The sequence below is a fragment of the Agrobacterium sp. GD03872 genome (assembly GCF_029840625.1).
Taxonomy (GTDB): domain Bacteria; phylum Pseudomonadota; class Alphaproteobacteria; order Rhizobiales; family Rhizobiaceae; genus Agrobacterium; species Agrobacterium fabrum_A.
In genome coordinates this window covers 382,173-398,543 of record NZ_JAOCCY010000001.1, presented here as the reverse complement: position 1 = coordinate 398,543, position 16,371 = coordinate 382,173, and the positions used below count along the sequence as shown (strand labels likewise).

At 59.8% G+C, this 16,371-nt stretch carries 17 protein-coding genes; 8 read left to right on the top strand and 9 right to left on the bottom strand.

What is annotated here, in order from left to right; genetic code table 11:
* Positions 1-76 precede the first annotated feature (76 nt).
* From N5D22_RS01795 to N5D22_RS01775, 5 genes are all read left to right on the top strand, one after another.
* Positions 77-250, top strand: a complete 174-nt coding sequence (locus N5D22_RS01795) for a histidine kinase (RefSeq protein WP_279655823.1) — start codon at positions 77-79, stop codon at positions 248-250.
* Entirely contained in the window at positions 247-1,242 is a 996-nt protein-coding gene (xerD, locus tag N5D22_RS01790) for a site-specific tyrosine recombinase XerD (protein WP_279655822.1), read from the top strand. The genes N5D22_RS01795 and xerD overlap by 4 nt, the downstream gene beginning before the upstream one ends.
* A gap of 62 nt (positions 1,243-1,304) precedes the next feature.
* Positions 1,305-2,258, top strand: coding sequence for an acetyl-CoA carboxylase carboxyltransferase subunit alpha (locus tag N5D22_RS01785; protein WP_279655821.1), 954 nt, complete (start codon positions 1,305-1,307; stop codon positions 2,256-2,258).
* 191 nt (positions 2,259-2,449) lie between these two features.
* On the top strand, positions 2,450-3,742 hold the full coding sequence (locus tag N5D22_RS01780) for a L,D-transpeptidase family protein (RefSeq protein WP_279655820.1): 1,293 nt from the start codon (positions 2,450-2,452) through the stop codon (positions 3,740-3,742).
* Positions 3,739-3,975, top strand: coding sequence for a sulfurtransferase TusA family protein (locus N5D22_RS01775; RefSeq protein WP_279655819.1), 237 nt, complete (start codon positions 3,739-3,741; stop codon positions 3,973-3,975). Before N5D22_RS01780 ends, N5D22_RS01775 begins: the two co-directional genes overlap by 4 nt.
* Positions 3,976-4,194: 219 nt before the next feature.
* On the opposite strand, the gene N5D22_RS01770 is transcribed toward N5D22_RS01775, so the two are convergent.
* Positions 4,195-5,337 carry a GTP-binding protein gene (locus N5D22_RS01770; RefSeq protein WP_279655818.1) on the bottom strand — a complete coding sequence of 381 codons (1,143 nt, stop codon included), beginning with the start codon at positions 5,335-5,337 and terminating at the stop codon, positions 4,195-4,197.
* A gap of 188 nt (positions 5,338-5,525) precedes the next feature.
* Positions 5,526-6,644 (bottom strand): D-alanyl-D-alanine carboxypeptidase, encoded by a 1,119-nt coding sequence (locus N5D22_RS01765; RefSeq protein ID WP_279655817.1) that lies wholly within the window; start codon positions 6,642-6,644, stop codon positions 5,526-5,528.
* Positions 6,645-6,807: 163 nt separating this feature from the next.
* Between N5D22_RS01765 and N5D22_RS01760 the strand changes: the two genes are divergently transcribed.
* Positions 6,808-7,971 (top strand): M20 family metallopeptidase, encoded by a 1,164-nt coding sequence (locus N5D22_RS01760; protein ID WP_279655816.1) that lies wholly within the window; start codon positions 6,808-6,810, stop codon positions 7,969-7,971.
* 515 nt (positions 7,972-8,486) lie between these two features.
* Here the strand turns inward: N5D22_RS01760 and N5D22_RS01755 are convergent.
* The 7 genes from N5D22_RS01755 to N5D22_RS01725 all read right to left on the bottom strand — a co-directional run bounded on the left by N5D22_RS01755 (position 8,487) and on the right by N5D22_RS01725 (position 14,500).
* On the bottom strand, positions 8,487-9,167 hold the full coding sequence (locus N5D22_RS01755) for a DUF4405 domain-containing protein (protein ID WP_279655815.1): 681 nt from the start codon (positions 9,165-9,167) through the stop codon (positions 8,487-8,489).
* Positions 9,168-9,224: 57 nt separating this feature from the next.
* A complete protein-coding gene (locus N5D22_RS01750) occupies positions 9,225-9,698 on the bottom strand; it encodes a cytochrome P460 family protein (RefSeq protein ID WP_279655814.1) in 474 nt (157 codons plus the stop codon).
* Positions 9,699-9,726: 28 nt separating this feature from the next.
* Positions 9,727-10,206, bottom strand: a complete 480-nt coding sequence (locus tag N5D22_RS01745) for a cupin domain-containing protein (RefSeq protein WP_279655813.1) — start codon at positions 10,204-10,206, stop codon at positions 9,727-9,729.
* Between the two features lie 3 nt (positions 10,207-10,209).
* The gene (locus N5D22_RS01740) at positions 10,210-10,623 is read right to left on the bottom strand and encodes a carboxymuconolactone decarboxylase family protein (protein WP_279655812.1); all 414 of its coding nucleotides are present in this window, start codon (positions 10,621-10,623) and stop codon (positions 10,210-10,212) included.
* Positions 10,620-11,696, bottom strand: coding sequence for an alpha/beta hydrolase (locus N5D22_RS01735; RefSeq protein WP_279655811.1), 1,077 nt, complete (start codon positions 11,694-11,696; stop codon positions 10,620-10,622). The genes N5D22_RS01740 and N5D22_RS01735 overlap by 4 nt, the downstream gene beginning before the upstream one ends.
* An 87-nt stretch (positions 11,697-11,783) precedes the next feature.
* Positions 11,784-12,869 carry an alpha/beta fold hydrolase gene (locus tag N5D22_RS01730; protein WP_279655810.1) on the bottom strand — a complete coding sequence of 362 codons (1,086 nt, stop codon included), beginning with the start codon at positions 12,867-12,869 and terminating at the stop codon, positions 11,784-11,786.
* Between the two features lie 143 nt (positions 12,870-13,012).
* Positions 13,013-14,500, bottom strand: a complete 1,488-nt coding sequence (locus tag N5D22_RS01725; RefSeq protein ID WP_279655809.1) for an MFS transporter — start codon at positions 14,498-14,500, stop codon at positions 13,013-13,015.
* Positions 14,501-14,620: 120 nt separating this feature from the next.
* Here N5D22_RS01725 and N5D22_RS01720 point away from each other — a divergent pair, with 120 nt between their 5' ends.
* Together N5D22_RS01720 and N5D22_RS01715 are read left to right on the top strand one after the other, a co-directional pair.
* Positions 14,621-15,154 carry a TetR/AcrR family transcriptional regulator gene (locus N5D22_RS01720; RefSeq protein ID WP_279655808.1) on the top strand — a complete coding sequence of 178 codons (534 nt, stop codon included), beginning with the start codon at positions 14,621-14,623 and terminating at the stop codon, positions 15,152-15,154.
* A gap of 42 nt (positions 15,155-15,196) precedes the next feature.
* Positions 15,197-16,369, top strand: coding sequence for an efflux RND transporter periplasmic adaptor subunit (locus N5D22_RS01715; RefSeq protein ID WP_279655807.1), 1,173 nt, complete (start codon positions 15,197-15,199; stop codon positions 16,367-16,369).
* Positions 16,370-16,371 lie beyond the last annotated feature (2 nt).

Below are 16,371 nucleotides of genomic sequence, written 5' to 3'. Positions count from 1 at the left end.
GAGCGGGCATTTTGATCTTGTCGCCGCTTTCGCCGCACCGCATATAGATTTCGACCGCCACCTTCACGGAGCCGCCATGCCCACCCTCTTCCGCTTCACGATGATACTGGCGACCATCGCGGGGCTGATCTATGGCGGCATGGTGCTGCTCGTCATGGTCGTTCAACCGCGCGACCGCGAGGTGACGGTACGTATCCCCTCCGAGCGGCTGAACCCGCCGTCGACGGAACCGGCAAGGCGCACCCCATGAGCGGTCAACAGGCGGCAGGGCGCGACGGCGCGCGGCTGGAAAGTTTTCTCGAAATGATGAGCGCCGAACGCGGGGCAGCGGCCAACACGCTCTCCTCTTACGAACGCGATCTTTCCGACCTGCGCGAATTTCTCGGTCAGCGCGGCCAGTCCTTGACGCAGGCGCAGACGCCTGACCTTTCCGCCTATCTGACCCATCTTTCCGCTCAGGGCTTTGCGGCAACCTCACAGGCGAGACGCCTTTCCTCCATGCGGCAGTTCTATCGTTTTCTTTATTCGGAAGGGCTGCGCGGCGACGACCCGACCGGCATCATCGATGCGCCGAGGAAAGGCTTCGCCCTGCCGAAAACGATGAGCGTCGCCGATGTAAACAGGCTTCTTGGCCTCGCGGCGCAGGAAGCCGCCACATACGGTCCCGGCCAGCTTGCCCGCATCCGCATGCATCTGCTGCTCGAACTGCTTTATGCCACCGGCATGCGTGTGAGCGAACTCGTCTCGCTGCCGGTCAAGGTGCTGCGTCAGGAAGGCCGCTTCCTGATGATACGCGGCAAGGGCAACAAGGACCGCATGGTTCTTCTTTCCCGCGCCGCCATCGAGGCGATGGAAAAATACGAGGCTGCCAGAAAGGCGCTTGCGTCGGAGAAAAGCAAGGCGGCCGCTTCGCAGAAAAAACCGGAGACGCCGGAGAGCCCGTGGCTGTTTCCTTCCAACAGCAAGGGAGGCCACCTGCCCCGCCAGGTCTTTGCCCGCGACCTCAAGGACATCGCCATCCGTGCGGGCCTGACCCCGTCTGCGATATCGCCGCATGTGCTGCGCCACGCCTTTGCCAGCCACCTTCTGCAGAACGGCGCGGATTTGCGCGCGGTACAGGAACTGCTCGGCCATTCCGACATTTCCACGACACAAATCTATACACATGTGCTGGAAGAACGCTTGCAAGAGCTGGTACAAACACATCACCCCCTTGCCAAACAGGGCAAAAACCTTGATTAGAGCGACCGGAACCGCCGGATAATCCGGTCAAACCTTGCGCAAAACGATCGGAAACGGATCTCATGCACAATTATCTCGACTTCGAAAAACCTATCTCGGACCTTGAGGGCAAGATCATCGAGCTGAAGAAGCTTGCCGATGAAGACGAGAGCATAGACACCTCGGAGGAGATCAACCGTCTGGAATCGCGCGTCAACGACGCGATGCAGGACATCTATTCCAAGCTGAACGCCTGGCAGAAAACGCAGGTCGCGCGCCATCCGCAGCGTCCGCATTTCGTCGATTACGCCAAGGCGCTGTTCACCGATTTCACGCCGCTGGCCGGCGACCGCAAATTTGCCGAGGACGCCGCCATCCAGGCCGGCCTTGCCCGCTTCAACGGTCAGCCCGTCGCCATCATCGGCCAGGAAAAGGGCAACGACACCAAAAGCCGCCTGAAGCATAATTTCGGCAGCCCGCGCCCGGAAGGTTACCGCAAGGCGATCCGCGTGCTGGAACTGGCCGACCGTTTCTCGCTGCCGGTCGTCACCCTCATCGATACGGCAGGCGCCTATCCCGGCGTCGGCGCGGAAGAGCGCGGCCAGGCCGAAGCCATCGCCCGCTCGACGGAAATGTGCCTCAACGTGAAGGTGCCGATCGTCTCCGTCGTCATCGGCGAAGGTGGCTCGGGCGGCGCAATCGCGATCGCCACCGGCAACCGCGTCTACATGCTCGAACATGCGATCTATTCGGTGATCTCGCCGGAAGGTGCGGCCTCCATTCTCTGGCGCGATTCGACCCGCGCCAAGGAAGCCGCAACCAACATGAAGATCACCTCGGAAGACCTGAAATCGCTCGGCGTCATCGACGGCATCATTCCCGAACCGATCGGCGGCGCACATCGCGATCCCGAGACCGTCATCAATGCCACGGGTGACGTCATCGCCAAGGCTCTGGCCGATCTTTCGCAGCGCTCAGGCACACAGCTGCGCGCCGAACGCCGCCAGAAATTCCTGGATATCGGCCGCAATCTCTGAGGCGGCCTTATTTTCCTTGAATATCGCCCCAACTCGGCCATAGTCCGGTCACATCAACAGATGTATCGGCGGCCGCGGGGGCGGATCCGATTTGAGTTAAGAAGATGTAAACGGTTAATACCGTATTTAAAATACACACGGGACGGTGTAGAACTGCCGCCGCTTCGTGCCATCGTCTTTCGGATCAGATCATGCGTTTGACACATTTTGCACTTCTTGCCTGCACCGCGCTCGTTCTTGCCGGCTGTAACGATACGCTCGAAACCGTTGAACGCGACGTCTCCCACGTCAAGAACAAGGTCGATTACCCGCTGTCTCCGTCCATTCTGGCCGAGATCGACAAAAGGGGCATGGACCGCACCTCGCCGATCATGATCCGCATCTTCAAGGAAGAAGGCGCCTTGGAAATCTGGAAAGCCAGGCGCGACAACCGTTTCGAAAAGATCGCCGGCTACGAGATTTGCGCATGGTCCGGCAAACTCGGCCCGAAAGTGAAGGAAGGTGACCGGCAGGCGCCGGAAGGTTTTTACAACCTGACACCCGCGCATCTCAATCCGAACTCGAAATATTATCTAGCCATCAATACCGGCTTTCCGAACCGCTACGATGCCGCCAATGGCCGCAACGGCACCAATCTGATGATCCATGGCGCCTGCTCGTCCTCCGGCTGTTATTCGATGACGGATGCGCAGATTCTTGAAATCTACGGTTTTGCCCGTGACGCCTTCAAGGGCGGCCAGAAGACCGTGCAGCTGCAGGCCTTCCCGTTCCGCATGACGGCGGAAAACATGGCCCGCCACCGCCAGAGCGAACATCTCGAATTCTGGAAGATGCTGAAGGTCGGTTACGACAATTTCGAAGTCACCAAGCGCCCGCCGGAAGTGAATGTCTGCGAGAAGAAATATGTCTTCAACCAGCAGACGGAAGGCGGCAGCTTCAACGCCTCCGCCCAGTGCCCTGCGATGAGCACGCCGCCGGCGCTGGTCAGCGCGCTTTCAAGCTACGAGAAGACCTATGATCTCGCCTATGAAAAGGCGATGTCGAAATATGACGGCATGGCCTGGTACGACCCGAGCGAAGCCGAGCGCAAGGCGCTGGTCGCCGAAAAGCGCAAGGGCCGCGAGCCCGCCTATGCCCCGACCGGCTCGGCGCTGAAAGCCGGCAAGCTGATGAAGGAAACGGAATATGCCGCGCTGATGGAGAAAAAGGCGCAGCAGGTGACGTCGTCCTCTCCGGCGACGACCGCAACCGCCTCTTCCCTGCGCGGCCCGCGTCCTTCGGCGGTGCAGCCCGCTGCTCCGCAGTCGAACCCGGCCCCTGCGGCACCGACGATGGTTGCCTCGGCTGCCCCCGCAGCAGCCGGCCAGACCGGAGCTGCCGCCCAGAGCGTCCCCGTTCCGGTCATGAACCCGCTCGCCTATTCCGCCCCGGCCCCGGAAGCACCGGAAAAGAAGCCATTCTGGAAGTTCTGGGCCAAGGAATGAGCGATACGGCCGAGATAATCTATGATTTGAGGGGGCTTAAATGCCCCCTTCCGGTTTTGAGAAGCCGCAAGAAACTCGCAACGCTTAAGGCAGGTGATATTCTGACTGTCGAGACGACCGATCCGCTGGCGGTGATCGATATTGCCCATATGTGCAATGAGGATGGGCATAGGTTGGTGGAGACCACTGCGCTGGATAAGGGGCATCGGTTTCGGATTGTGAAGGGCGGGTAACCGACGTCCAACGCTGACGCTCCGGGCTTACCCCCCTCTGCCCTGCCGGGCATCTCCCCCTCAAGGGGGGAGATCGGCAAGAAGCTCTCCCATCACTTCATTCTCAAATGTCGAGACGGCCGAAACCTCGCCTCGATTCGATCTCCCCCCTTGAGGGGGAGATGCCCGGCAGGGCAGAGGGGGTAACCCCACCCGCCGATTTAAACGCCGTCGCGCGATCTAAAACCGCAATCCCGAAACCGCCAGCGGATTATCCGTCATCGCCTGCCTGTCGGGCCGGTCGATGCCCGGTGCGCTTGTGAAGGCCGCGAACAGGTCCTGCACGAAGGCCTCCGGCAAATCCTTCGTAATCAGCACCATGCGCGTGCGCTGATCGGCAGGGTCCGGCCAGGCCGCAAGGCGCTCCGGCGTGTGGAAAATATTCTGCACCCCATGCAGCACCAGCGGCCTGCCCGGATTATCCGACAGCTTGACGATGGCCTTCATGCGCAGGAGTTTTTCACCATGTGCCGAGCGCAGCAGATCCACGAACATGTCGATCGCCATCGGGCTGACCGGCTGATCGTGAATGATCGAGAAGGAACGGATAGATGCATCGTGCCGGTTCACATCGTGATGATGGTGATGGTCGTCGTGATCGCCATGATGGTGGTGGTGATGATGGTCATGACCGTGATCATGGTGATCGTGTGCCGTCTCTTCGCCCAGCCAGCGGCCGACATCGGCATTCTTGCTGCCGGCATCGTAAAGGCCGTTGTCGAGAAGCCCCGCAGCGCTCCAGTCGGTTTTGTCGCCGTCCTCGATTATCGCACGCGGATTAAGCGCCTGAAGACGGGCTGTCAGCGCGGAAATCGTGGCGGCATCGGCAAGCGCGCGCTTGGTCATCACCAGACGGTCGGCCACGGCGGCCTGTTTCACCGCCTCCTGATGATTGTCGAGCGTGGAAAGGCCGTTCACGGCATCCACCACCGTAATCATGCCGTTCAGCACGAAATTCTGCGCGATGACCGGGTTGCCCATGACCGACTGCATGACGGGGGCGGGATCGGCAAGGCCCGTGGTCTCGATCACCACCCGTTTTACCGGCTTCAGCTTGCCGGTCTGGATGCCGTCCATCAGCTCCGCCAGCGTATCCACCAGCTCGCCGCGCACCGTGCAGCAAAGGCAGCCCTCCGCCAGCTCGATGATGCCTTCACCAGCGCTTTCGACCAGCATGTGATCGATGCTGACATCACCGAACTCATTGATGATGATCGCCGCATCGCTCATTTCGGGGTCCTTGAGGAGCCGGTTGAGCAGCGTCGATTTTCCGGCGCCGAGAAATCCGGTGATGATGGAAACCGGTATGCGATCGCGAGACATGGCCTGCCTGTATGTTGATGGCTGCTTCGGAACGTCATTGCACAAGACCCGGAGCCGCACGGAACGAAAAGAAATCGCCCGCGGCTGAAAGCCGCGAGCGACACTGTAATATCATAACGTCACCGACCTGCGAATAGATAAACCGCATCTCAACAGCGGCAGCGGCCCCTGAGACCAGTCATCCTGAATCAGAATGTCGGACGCGGGATCGGGATCGGCACATTGGCCAGTTCGCCCTTGGCAGTCGCGCCCTTGGCCGTATTGACCGCCACCGTCTCGCTGCCCGGAATGAGGCCGGCGAAGGAATATTCCGGCGGGCGGGTCATTTCCTGCACATAGGGCGAATGGATGACCATGCGGCCAGCCTCGTCGCGGCTCTCGCTGCGCACCTTGGCGGCTTTCGGGTTGCAGATTTCGGCGCTGATATCGTTGACATCGCCGGTATCGCCATAGGGCGCCAGCGAAGCGAGCGAAACGCCCTGGCCGGAAGGCGCCGTCAGGCCCATCTGCAACAGATCGGCCGACTGGTCTGTTCGTCCGGCAAGGCTATCAGCACCCAGCACCACGGTGATGACCGAGCGGCCGTTGCGCACGGCCGACGACACCTGGTTGAAGCCGGAGGCGCAGATGAAGCCCGTCTTCATGCCGTCAGCGCCATCGAAGCGGCCGACCAGCATATTGAAATTGGCGTAGTTCTTCTTGCCGGTGCTGACGCCTTCCAGCGAGAAATAACCGGCATATTCCGGAAACTCCCGCTTGATGATCAGCGCCAGCAGCGCCAGATCCCGCGCCGTCGTATATTGCCCCTTGCCGGGCAGGCCGTTGGCATTGATGTAACGGGTGGAGCTCATGCCCAGCCGCTGCGCCTGCGCATTCATCTGCGCCACGAAATTGTCGCTGGTGCCGCCGATGGTTTCGGCAATCGCCACGGCGATGTCATTGGCGGATTTTATGAGCAGCAGCTTCAAAGCGCTGTCCATCGTCAGCTTCTGGCCGGGCTTGAAATACATTTTCGAGGCCGGCTGGTCGGCGGCCTTCTTGCTCATCACCACTTCCGTCTGCGGGCTGATCTTGCCGGCCTTCATCTGCGAAAAGGCGATGTAGGCGGTCATCAGCTTGGTCAGCGAGGCGGGATACCACTTGCGAAAGGCTTCCTGGTGGGAAATCACCTTGCCGGTTTTGACATCCACTACCATTTTCGGATTGGCATTGGCCGCAGGCGCTGCGGCAACGAGGCCAGCGGTCGTGATGGCAATAGCTGCGGAGAGCCGCCGGGCGGCGTTTGGCGATTTGAGTATCTGTGGCAAGGCGTATCCTCGAATTCCCGTCTTCGGTCGGGGAATGGCAATATTCACCATATATGTCCTAGCAATGGCAAAGTACATTGATTACGTCAATTATGCGGCGCACTATCCACGACGGAGGATGGCTTTTACCACATGCCGCACCGATGAACCCAGGAATGAACGAATGCCGATTTTGAACAGAGCCGCCGAACTTCAGCAGGAAGTCAGCGAATGGCGGCGTCACCTGCATGAAAATCCCGAAATCCTCTATGATGTCGACAACACCGCCGCCTTCGTTGCGGAGAAGCTGAAATCTTTCGGCGTTGACGAAATCGTGACCGGTCTCGGCCGTACGGGGGTGGTCGGCGTCATCAGGGGCAATCTTCCGGGCAATCGCACCATCGGTTTTCGCGCGGATATGGACGCTCTTCCCATCCTCGAGGAAACCGGCAAGCCCTGGGCATCGAAAACGGCGGGCGCGATGCATGCCTGCGGCCATGACGGCCACACGGCCATGCTGCTCGGCGCGGCCAGATATCTTACCGAGACCCGCAATTTTGCCGGCTCCATCGCCGTGATCTTCCAGCCGGCGGAAGAAGGCGGCGCCGGCGCGCTCGCCATGGTCGAGGACGGCCTGATGGAGCGTTTCGGCATTAACGAGGTCTATGGCATGCATAACATGCCGGGCATTCCGCTCGGCGCCTTCGCCATCCGCAAGGGCGGCATCATGGCCGCACCCGACAAATTCTCCATCACCGTCAAGGGCCGCGGCGGCCATGCGGCGCAGCCGCACCGCACCATCGACCCGATCACCATCGGCGCGCAGATCGTCGGCAACCTGCAGATGATCACCTCGCGCAATGCCGATCCGATCCGCTCGGTGGTTGTCTCCGTCACCCGCTTTCATGCCGGCTCCAGCCATAACATCATTCCCAATGAAGCGTTGATCGCCGGCACGGTGCGTAGTCTGGATGAAACGGTGCGCGATCTCGCCCAGGATCGCATCAAGCAGATGGCGGAAGGTATTGCACTTGCCAACGGCGCGGAAGCCGAAGTCGTCTACGAGCGTTATTGCCCGGTGACCTTCAACCATTCGGATGAGACCGAACACGCCATCCGCGTGGCCCGCGATGTGGCGGGCGAACCGAATGTCGACCCCGATGTCGATCCCTCCATGGCGGGCGAAGATTTCTCCTTCATGCTGAAGGAAAGGCCGGGCTGCTTCATCTTCATCGGCAACGGCGATTCGGCCGGGCTTCACAATCCGGGCTATGATTTCAACGACGACGCCATCGCCTACGGCATTTCCTACTGGGTGAAACTGGCCGAACAGCGCCTGCCGGGCTGATTGCCGGCAGAAGAGAAGAAAGCCGAGGAAGAGATCGACCGCGATGCAGAACGCGGTTGATCCGCAGGCATCGTCAGGTTAAAGAGCAATTCAGTGTCCACGTAGCTCAGCAGGATAGAGCACAGGATTCCTAAGACAAATTGGGGGTTGCGACCGGAAACGACGCAATCGATCTGCTCAAAGTCGGGGAAAGCTTCGCTGGTCTTCCAGCATGCCAATCCCGAGCCAAGCTCCGGAGAAATCCGGTGAAGGTGTAGAGACTGGATGGGCAGCACCTAAAGGCCTCAATGGCCCATGGTGAAGGGACAGTCCAGACCACGAACGTCTTGCCTTATGAAGGTGGGGCGGCGGCGAAAGCCGTAGCGGTATGAATCCTGGGGTCGGAGGTTCGAATCCTCTCGTGGACACCATTTCCTGCGTATTTTCGGACCGAGCTTATAATAGCCGATTCCCACCCAAATTCGCCCCCAGGTCCGACGCTCATCGCAGATCTTCAATCAACCCATCCAGCCAATTCAAACGCTATCGAGGCGCCGACTTCGTATGACTACGAGGCTGTAATGCGTGATCGACGCATAGAGCCCGACGATAGACCCGTAGTTCAGGAAGAACCCCAACGTCGATTCCGTGAAGTCCCACATGTCTAGTGTGTAGGTCAGCATCAACTTCGAACCAAAGGCCATTTCGAACGAACTCTTCACGCCCCAAGCCGCGATCGCCAGCCCAGTCATGCGGGCCAGCATCGCCCGGAAGAAACTACGCCCTTGCAAACCTAATGTTCCTCCGAACACATTCATCACTACCGTCCATCTGGTCCCGAGATGGATCGCGATGATCAGGAGAAGCCAGTAACCGGCAAACATGTGGATTTCCCGGATGGCGAACGCCCCATCCAGTGACATGAAATAAAAGACGTCACGGGATATCAAAAGGCTGGTGACGAGCATGACCAGCATCGCCACCGCCAGGCATATGACACTCAGAATGTTGAAAATCCTGACGGCATCGCGCCTGTCTTTGGAAACCCTGCCATACCAGCGCCTGTTGAAGACGTTATGGATGATCACGAGGATGAAAAGTGCAGTTCCAAACAGCTCGTGGCTCAGATTGTCCAGCCACCAGTAACCAAGGCACGCGATGACCAGGCAGATAGCGAGGAAGTCCAGAAACAGACGTAGTCGAAATATATTGCTCAAGCGTCTTTTTCCGTCGCTTTATGGCGGCCGATCCGCGTGCCTTTCCCGGAGAAATGATCAGTCAAGTTCAAAGCTTCGCATGTCATTGAACGTATACAGGAAATCCCTGTCCGAGCGGGACGTGTGACACCGCTGGCAACGTGCGGTGTTCTCTTCCATATTGATTGAGCCGTCCGGCTTGTACCACTGGAACTGCCAGTCGCCGGTTCGGCGCGCCTCGTCGTAGTCGAGACCCCAATCCTTGCCCTTCTCCATGACGAAGTAGCGGAACACCTTCTCATCGCGATAGTCGACCAAGACGACATGTGTGCCGGCCGGGACCGGCTCGCCCCGCTGTACGGCCTCGATGGCTTCCTTCGTCGTCATGATGTGTTCCGTGACCTCGCCGCGCTCCACCGTCGTGTAGTGCACGAGCTTGCCAATATCTGGCATCGTCGTGCGGTTCGGTTCCGCCTGGACCTGCATGCCGACGAGAAGGACAGTGGCGGCGACAAGTGCACCGGCACTCAATGTCTTTGCGATACAGTGCATCAACTACCTCGATAAAATGGGTCAGGGATCAGTCGACCGATTGGCGGTACTGCTCGTCGGAAACGTGTTCCAGCCACTCCACGGTCTTCCCGTCCAAAGTTTCGGAGATGGCGATGTGCGACATTCCTGCTTCCGGGCTTGCCCCGTGCCAGTGTTTCACGCCGGGCGGAATCCAGACGGTATCGCCTGGTTCGATTTGCTGGATTTCGCCTCCCCAGTGCTGCACCCGTCCCGACCCGGAAGTGACAATCAGGGTCTGGCCGAGGGGATGGGTGTGCCAGGCGGTCCGCGCCCCGGCTTCGAAGGTCACGAGACCACCGCCAACACGCGCAGGCGGGGTTGCCTGGAAACGGGATTCCACCTTGACGGCCCCGGTGAAGTTGTCTGGCGATCCCGTTGTGGCAGCCTGCGACCCGACGCGAGTGACCGAAACGGCCCGATCGGCTTCGGCGAATGCCGCCGTGGCACTGAGCATCAGGGCGGCTGTAATGGCGGACTTCGTGCTCATCGCTTATTTCTCCGCGAATACTTCCCTGGCGATTGCGACGGCAGACACCGCACTCGGCCACCCGGAATAGAAGGCCATGTGAGTAATCGTTTCGACGAGCTCGGTCTCCGTCAGTCCGTTGTCACGGGCGCGCTGGAGATGCGATCGCAATTGATCCGGACGGTTCAGAGCTATCAAGGCGCTGACAGTCACGAGACTACGGTCCCGTTTCGAAAGCTCGGGACGTTCCCATATGTCAGCGTAAAGGACGTCGTCGGTCAGGTCTGCGAGCTTGGGAGCAACGCCGCCCATGAGTTGCTGAGTTCGTGACTTCGCGGATTCAAGATTCGAGGATGGCTGCTGTTGAGCCAAAGCAGGTGAAGAATTGGTGCCAGCGACAATGATGGTCATAACGATAAAAGCCGATGTCAGTTTCATTGAGCCAAAGCCTCCTGCGAAAGGGTGGTCGAGTAGAAAGGCGTCAGCTTGTTCATGGCCGCGTCCACATACTCGGGTACCCAGTAGGTTTCGATGTGCGTCGCACCCTCGATCTTGAACATTTCCTTGTTCCTGGTGCCGGTGGCCTTCGCGAAGGCGTCCTCCGTCATATAAAGGCTGTCGGCCTTGCTTCCGGCGATCATGAGAAGAGGCTGGTCGATCAACTCGATCTGGTCAGTCGCATCGAACCGCATCAGGTCCAAGAGGCTGCTCGTCGTGTATTTGAAGGTCGAGTTCGGATGCGCGTGGGTCTTCCAGTAATATTCGTAGCCCTGGCGATAGAGATCGAACGGAAGCGCGGCGATCTGTTCGTCCGTCAGATTGGCGTCGCCCGAATACAGGATCTCGCCGCCGCTGGCCTCCTGCGCCCGTGCGAGGGACGCTTGCCGCATGCGCGTCTGGATCGTATCAAGCTGGCTGTCATTGTAACCGTTGCGACGGACGCGTCCGGAATTGAACATGCTCAGTGTCGCGATTGACTTGAATCGCTTGTCGGTCTCCGCGGCGGCCAGCGAATAGCCACCGCCTCCGCAGATGCCAAGAAGGCCGAGCCGCTCCGCATCCACCCCGGCATAACGTGTGATGAAGTCCGCCATACCATGGATATCTTCGATACGGTTGGCAGGCTTGTCGACGCTGCGGGGCTGACCGCCGCTCGCGCCCTGATAGGCTGCGTCCGCCGTGATTGTGATGTAGCCCTGCTCCGCGAGGCGCTGGGCATAAAGTCCGGCAACCTGTTCCTTAACCCCGCCGTTCGGATGCGCGACCACGATGGCGGGATAGGTCTTTGCGGGATCATAGCCGGCAGGCGTGTAAACGTTCGCAGCGATATCAAGGCCGTTCAGCTTGTACTGAACCGGATGAATATTGACCTTGCCGGGCTCGTTCGCCGTGATCGCTCCAGCGTATGCCAAGGTGAACGGATTTTTCCTGTAGTCATCGGACAATGCCTCGCCGGCAGCGAAGGTCATCACCGCAGCCACCATCGTGGCTTTGATGGGGGTGTTTTTCATATCGATACTCCTGGTAACGGAAAGTTCCGATGTCGGAACTACGGTCATTTGCATCGCGGGCCGCTCAAGGCGTCGCCCGTCCGGGATTCAGTCGAGCTTTTTGTCGGTAAGGAATTTCGAGACCTGATCGGCGATCTCAACATTGTTCAGGTCCGACATCAGGAAGTGCGTGCCGCCTTTGATGCCGATCTCCGGGAGGTGGACGAGCGTCGCATCGCCGCCATGCTTGTTGATCGCGTCCACCCAGAGCTTTGCCATCGCCAGCCGTACACGCCAGTTGTCCTGGCCGCGCTCGCTAGTAGGCTCGGTTGGGAAATTATCGCCGTAGTAGATGATAATCGGCAGGCGCGTCAGCTTCTCGAAGTCCCCGGCGGGCACGGCTTCGGCCTTGAGCGTACCGGCTGCACTGGGCATGTCCGCGGGCACCTCGCCTTCCGGGAAGATGAACCCGCTACCAGGCTCGAGCGCGACAATGCCCTTGACGTTCGGGTTCTTGATCGCCGTCAGCCATCCTGGCCCCCCTGCCTGCGAATGGGTGAACAGAATTCCGGGTCCAGTCCTGTCGAACAGGGACGACATCGCATCTGAGACAACACGGGCGTCAAACGGACCCGTATTCGGAGTAACGGAGCGGAAGAACTGCTCGAGCGCTTCGGGATCACGGTCGAACTGCACGTTCTCGAAATAGTCGGGCCATTTGCCGATACGAAACTGGTCGAAGAACAGTTGGTCGTAGGGAGTGGGCTCAATCGCACCCGCCACCGTGCTGTTGCCAGCTCGTCCCCGGCGCGGTTGATCTACGAGATAGACAGGGAATCCTCGACGCAGGAAGATATTCTGAAAACCTTCGCGCCCGTCCGGTGTCGTCTCCCAACTGCGGGCAGACTGGAACGCTCCGTGGAGCATGACGATAGGAAGGGGCTTCGGGTTTTGCGGAACCTGATAGAATACATAGGCGTGATCGCCATGCAGCGTCTGGCCTTCCGGCGTCGGGGTATTATTGTTGAACTTGCCAGGCGTAGTGACGACCTGACCGCCCGTTGTGAAACTGCCCTGTTCCTGGATAATGAGCGGCTCGAATTTGGCGACATCGGAGGCAGATGCCGGCAGCGATACGCCCAAGCCAGACAAAAGTATCAGCGCTGCCGCCACCGTTTTGAATTCGTGTCTCATCATGCCCTTCCCGAGATTGCGATGAGAAACGATATCTCGACGCAGCCGGCGGAATTAGCCGTTGCAAACGGGATGAGGTTATTAGCTGTCCTAATTAATCACTAAATGTTGATTAGATGTAAGACGTTATCCAGGATGTCGGTTCAATGCGAGCGGACGTCCGAAGTCGATACATTCCTAAGACCCCAGAATACCGAAATTGCGAGCAGCGCGACTAGCGCACCGGTCAGTATAAGGACAAGTCCGTGTGCGTCGGCAAACGCCAAACGGGCGGCGACGATGATAGCCTCTCCTTGATGTCCGCCGATCCGTTCCGCAGCCGTAATCGCCTCCCCGATCGAGTTCGCGACGCCGCCGGAGTTCGGACCGGTATAGGCGGACTGGAAGATCGAATTCACCATCACGCCGAAGAACGTGATGCCCAGCCCGCCCCCGAGTTCGTATCCGGTGCTTTCGAGCGCGCCGGCCGCGCCGGCCTTCTGAGCTGGCGCGCTGCTCATGATCGCGATTGATGAGGCGAGAAGGCCGACGCCGAGCGAAAAGCCAAGTGCGGCAAGCAGACTCGTAACGAGATAGGCGTCGAGGACGAAGTCCGCATACGCGAGCCCGACCAGTGAAAGCGCCGCCACGGCCATTGAAAGGGACGCCACCGGACGAAGGCCAAAGCGATGGGCGAGCCGACCGCCAACCGGGCCGCCGATGGCTGCCGCGACGACCAGCGGCATCATGAACAGGCCAGCTTCGAGCGGACTCTTTTCGAGGACGAATTGGAGTTCCTGTGCCAGCACAAGTTCAAAGCCGGCGAGAGCCCCGCTAGCTACAAAAGCCATCAGGAAGCCTACCGCGATAGCGGGCTTTACGAGAAGCGACAAGTCGAGCATTGGCGTCACGGACGAGACTTGGAGACGTCCGAAAAAGGTTAGCAACGAGACCCCAAAAACGAACGGCACCACGGAACTTACACCGATCCCGGATTTGAAACCTGTCTTGATGGCATAGACGGTTGATATCAGACCAGCCACGAGGATTAGGGCCTGCCCAATCTTCCACTCGCCTCCGCGACCGCTCACCGCCGCAGGGGTCAAAAGCCATACCATGGGGATGACAGCCATCATAATCGGGACGTTGACCAAGAACACCGACCCCCACCAGAAGTGTTCCAGTAGGAAGCCGCCTGCAAGCGGACCGATCGCCGCGCCCGCTGATCCCACCACGCTCCATACCCCAAGCGCGGTAGCGCGTTCGCTTTCGTCTTCAAACGTCTGCCGGATCACGGCGAGAACGCACGGCATGATCATCGAAGCACCGACGCCCAGTGCCGCACGGGCCGCAATCAGCATCGGAGCCGATAACGAGAACGCGGCGGCGACCGAGGCAGCGGTAAAAACGGTCAGTCCGGTGAGGAGCATGTGCCGATAGCCGATTCTGTCGGCGAGCGTTCCCATCGGCACCAGCATGCCCGCGACGACCAGCGGATAGATATCGATGATCCACAGGACCTCCGTACCCGACGCGCCGAGCGCAACAGTCAGTGAGGGCACGGCAATATGGAGGATCGTCATGTCGACGACGACAGGAGTGAAGGCCGCTATGACGGCGAGGAGAACCAGCCAACGATTTGGCGAACGCATCTGAGACACCCTGAACTTTTTATCGAACGATCGTTTTCTTACTTGCTTTTATATACGACCGTTCGTAAATTGTTCAAGTGCAAACTATCGGGGAATGACATGGGTAGAACTCGACGGATCATGAAAGACGACATCCTCGATGCCGCCGAACGTGTGGTAATGAAGCTCGGGGCGTCCGGGCTGTCGATCGAGGCGGTCGCCCAAGAAGCGGGCGTCAGCAAATCCACCGTCGTGTACGACCACAAGTCCAAGAGCGCACTTCTTGAGGCCCTAATCGACCGCCGCCTGGCTCAGGAACTCGAGCGGCAGGCCAGGTCCGTCGCCGAGGCCGCCGACACGCCGCACCCAGAACTCTTCGGGAGGATCAAATCGGCCGAGCGTGTCGTGGATGAAGCTGAACGAGCTGTCGCCATGGCAATTAGTGCGTCTGTCTCTCACGAGGAAAAGCTCCAGCAGCAAATGCGCGATTGGACATCCGCTGACCTCCAGGCCATGGCCGACGGTGCCCGCCCGCAGGCGGCACTGATGGCCTACCTGGCGCTTTCCGGCTTCTACTTCACCGAACTCTTCGGCTTCCATCAGTGGAGCGAGAAAGAACAGTCTGAAATTCTCGAGGGTGTGCGAACGATCTACGCGTCCTATCCCGACAAGTAACAGCCGCCCGTGAGGGCCTGACTCACATTCAAGGAAGAAACAATGAAACGCAGCAGCCAACTGCCGCGCCTGAAGGCGTGCCTGATTGCCACCACCATACTCGCTCTGGCGGGGACATCGTCCCTCGCCCAGGAAGGCGCGGAAATGCCGCCCGCCGCCGTCGGTGTCATCGACCTCAAGTCCCATGCCGTCCCCGTCGTGAGCGAGCTCCCGGGCCGCGTGGCGGCAACCCGTATCTCCGAGGTCCGCGCCCGCGTGTCAGGCATCCTTCTTGAGCGGGTTTTCGAACAGGGCGCTCTCGTGAAGGCTGGCGATGTCCTCTACCGCATCGACCCGAAGCTCTTCCGTGTCCGAGTGGCGAGCGCCGAGGCGTCGCTGCGCCGGGCCGAGGCGACCCGCCAGAACGCCCAGGTCCAGCTGGACAGGCAAAAGTCTCTGCACCAGAAGAACGTCGCCAGCGCGGTGGATTACGATACGGCAGCCGTTAATCTAGCCCAGGCCGACGCCGACGTTGCCCTTGCGCAGGCCGCACTCGAGGAAGCCAGGATCAATCTCGAGTATACCGACGTCCGCGCCCCGATTACGGGAGTGATCGGCGGCGCGCTCATCACCGAAGGTGCACTTGTGACTGCCGACGCGACATCGAACCTCGCCCTCATCCAGCAGATCGATCCGGTCTACGTCGACTTCACCCAGTCGGCTCAGGAACTGCTCGGCCTCAAACGGGCCGTGACTGACGGCACACTCGCCAGTCCAGCCCCCGGTCAGGCGAGTGTCGAACTCGTCTTCGACAGCGGCGAAGTATACGGTCGGAAAGGCAGGCTGTTGTTCTCCAGTGCCAACGTCGACGCGACGACAGGCCAAGTGACCTTACGGGCCGAGTTTCCCAATCCGACGGGCGATCTCCTCCCCGGCATGTACGTGCGTGTCCGCATCGAGCAGGCCATCCGGCAGAACACCATCACGGTCCCTCAGCGATCGATTCTGCGTACGCAGGACGGCAAGGCCAAGGTTTTCGTGGTGGAGGACGGCGACATCGCGAGGCTCCGCAATGTCGAGCTGGGCCGGTCACTCGGCCAGGAATGGGTCATTGAACGTGGTCTGAAGGACGGCGAGAAGGTCGTCGTCGACGGAGTCCAGAAAGTCCAGTCCGACACCAAGGTCGCCCCGGAGCCGTGGACACCGAACTCACAGAATGCCTCGCAGGGCCAGTAAGG

Coding starts and splice junctions, on each gene's coding strand:
- N5D22_RS01745 (WP_279655813.1), bottom strand. CDS start 10,206: ATGAGCACGAAGTCCGCCATTACAGCCGCCCTGATGCTCAGTGCCACG.
- xerD (WP_279655822.1), top strand. CDS start 247: ATGAGCGGTCAACAGGCGGCAGGGCGCGACGGCGCGCGGCTGGAAAGT.
- N5D22_RS01775 (WP_279655819.1), top strand. CDS start 3,739: ATGAGCGATACGGCCGAGATAATCTATGATTTGAGGGGGCTTAAATGC.
- N5D22_RS01735 (WP_279655811.1), bottom strand. CDS start 11,696: ATGAAAAACACCCCCATCAAAGCCACGATGGTGGCTGCGGTGATGACC.
- N5D22_RS01740 (WP_279655812.1), bottom strand. CDS start 10,623: ATGAAACTGACATCGGCTTTTATCGTTATGACCATCATTGTCGCTGGC.
- N5D22_RS01720 (WP_279655808.1), top strand. CDS start 14,621: ATGAAAGACGACATCCTCGATGCCGCCGAACGTGTGGTAATGAAGCTC.
- N5D22_RS01725 (WP_279655809.1), bottom strand. CDS start 14,500: ATGCGTTCGCCAAATCGTTGGCTGGTTCTCCTCGCCGTCATAGCGGCC.
- N5D22_RS01785 (WP_279655821.1), top strand. CDS start 1,305: ATGCACAATTATCTCGACTTCGAAAAACCTATCTCGGACCTTGAGGGC.
- N5D22_RS01760 (WP_279655816.1), top strand. CDS start 6,808: ATGCCGATTTTGAACAGAGCCGCCGAACTTCAGCAGGAAGTCAGCGAA.
- N5D22_RS01795 (WP_279655823.1), top strand. CDS start 77: ATGCCCACCCTCTTCCGCTTCACGATGATACTGGCGACCATCGCGGGG.
- N5D22_RS01750 (WP_279655814.1), bottom strand. CDS start 9,698: ATGCACTGTATCGCAAAGACATTGAGTGCCGGTGCACTTGTCGCCGCC.
- N5D22_RS01715 (WP_279655807.1), top strand. CDS start 15,197: ATGAAACGCAGCAGCCAACTGCCGCGCCTGAAGGCGTGCCTGATTGCC.
- N5D22_RS01780 (WP_279655820.1), top strand. CDS start 2,450: ATGCGTTTGACACATTTTGCACTTCTTGCCTGCACCGCGCTCGTTCTT.
- N5D22_RS01770 (WP_279655818.1), bottom strand. CDS start 5,337: ATGTCTCGCGATCGCATACCGGTTTCCATCATCACCGGATTTCTCGGC.
- N5D22_RS01730 (WP_279655810.1), bottom strand. CDS start 12,869: ATGAGACACGAATTCAAAACGGTGGCGGCAGCGCTGATACTTTTGTCT.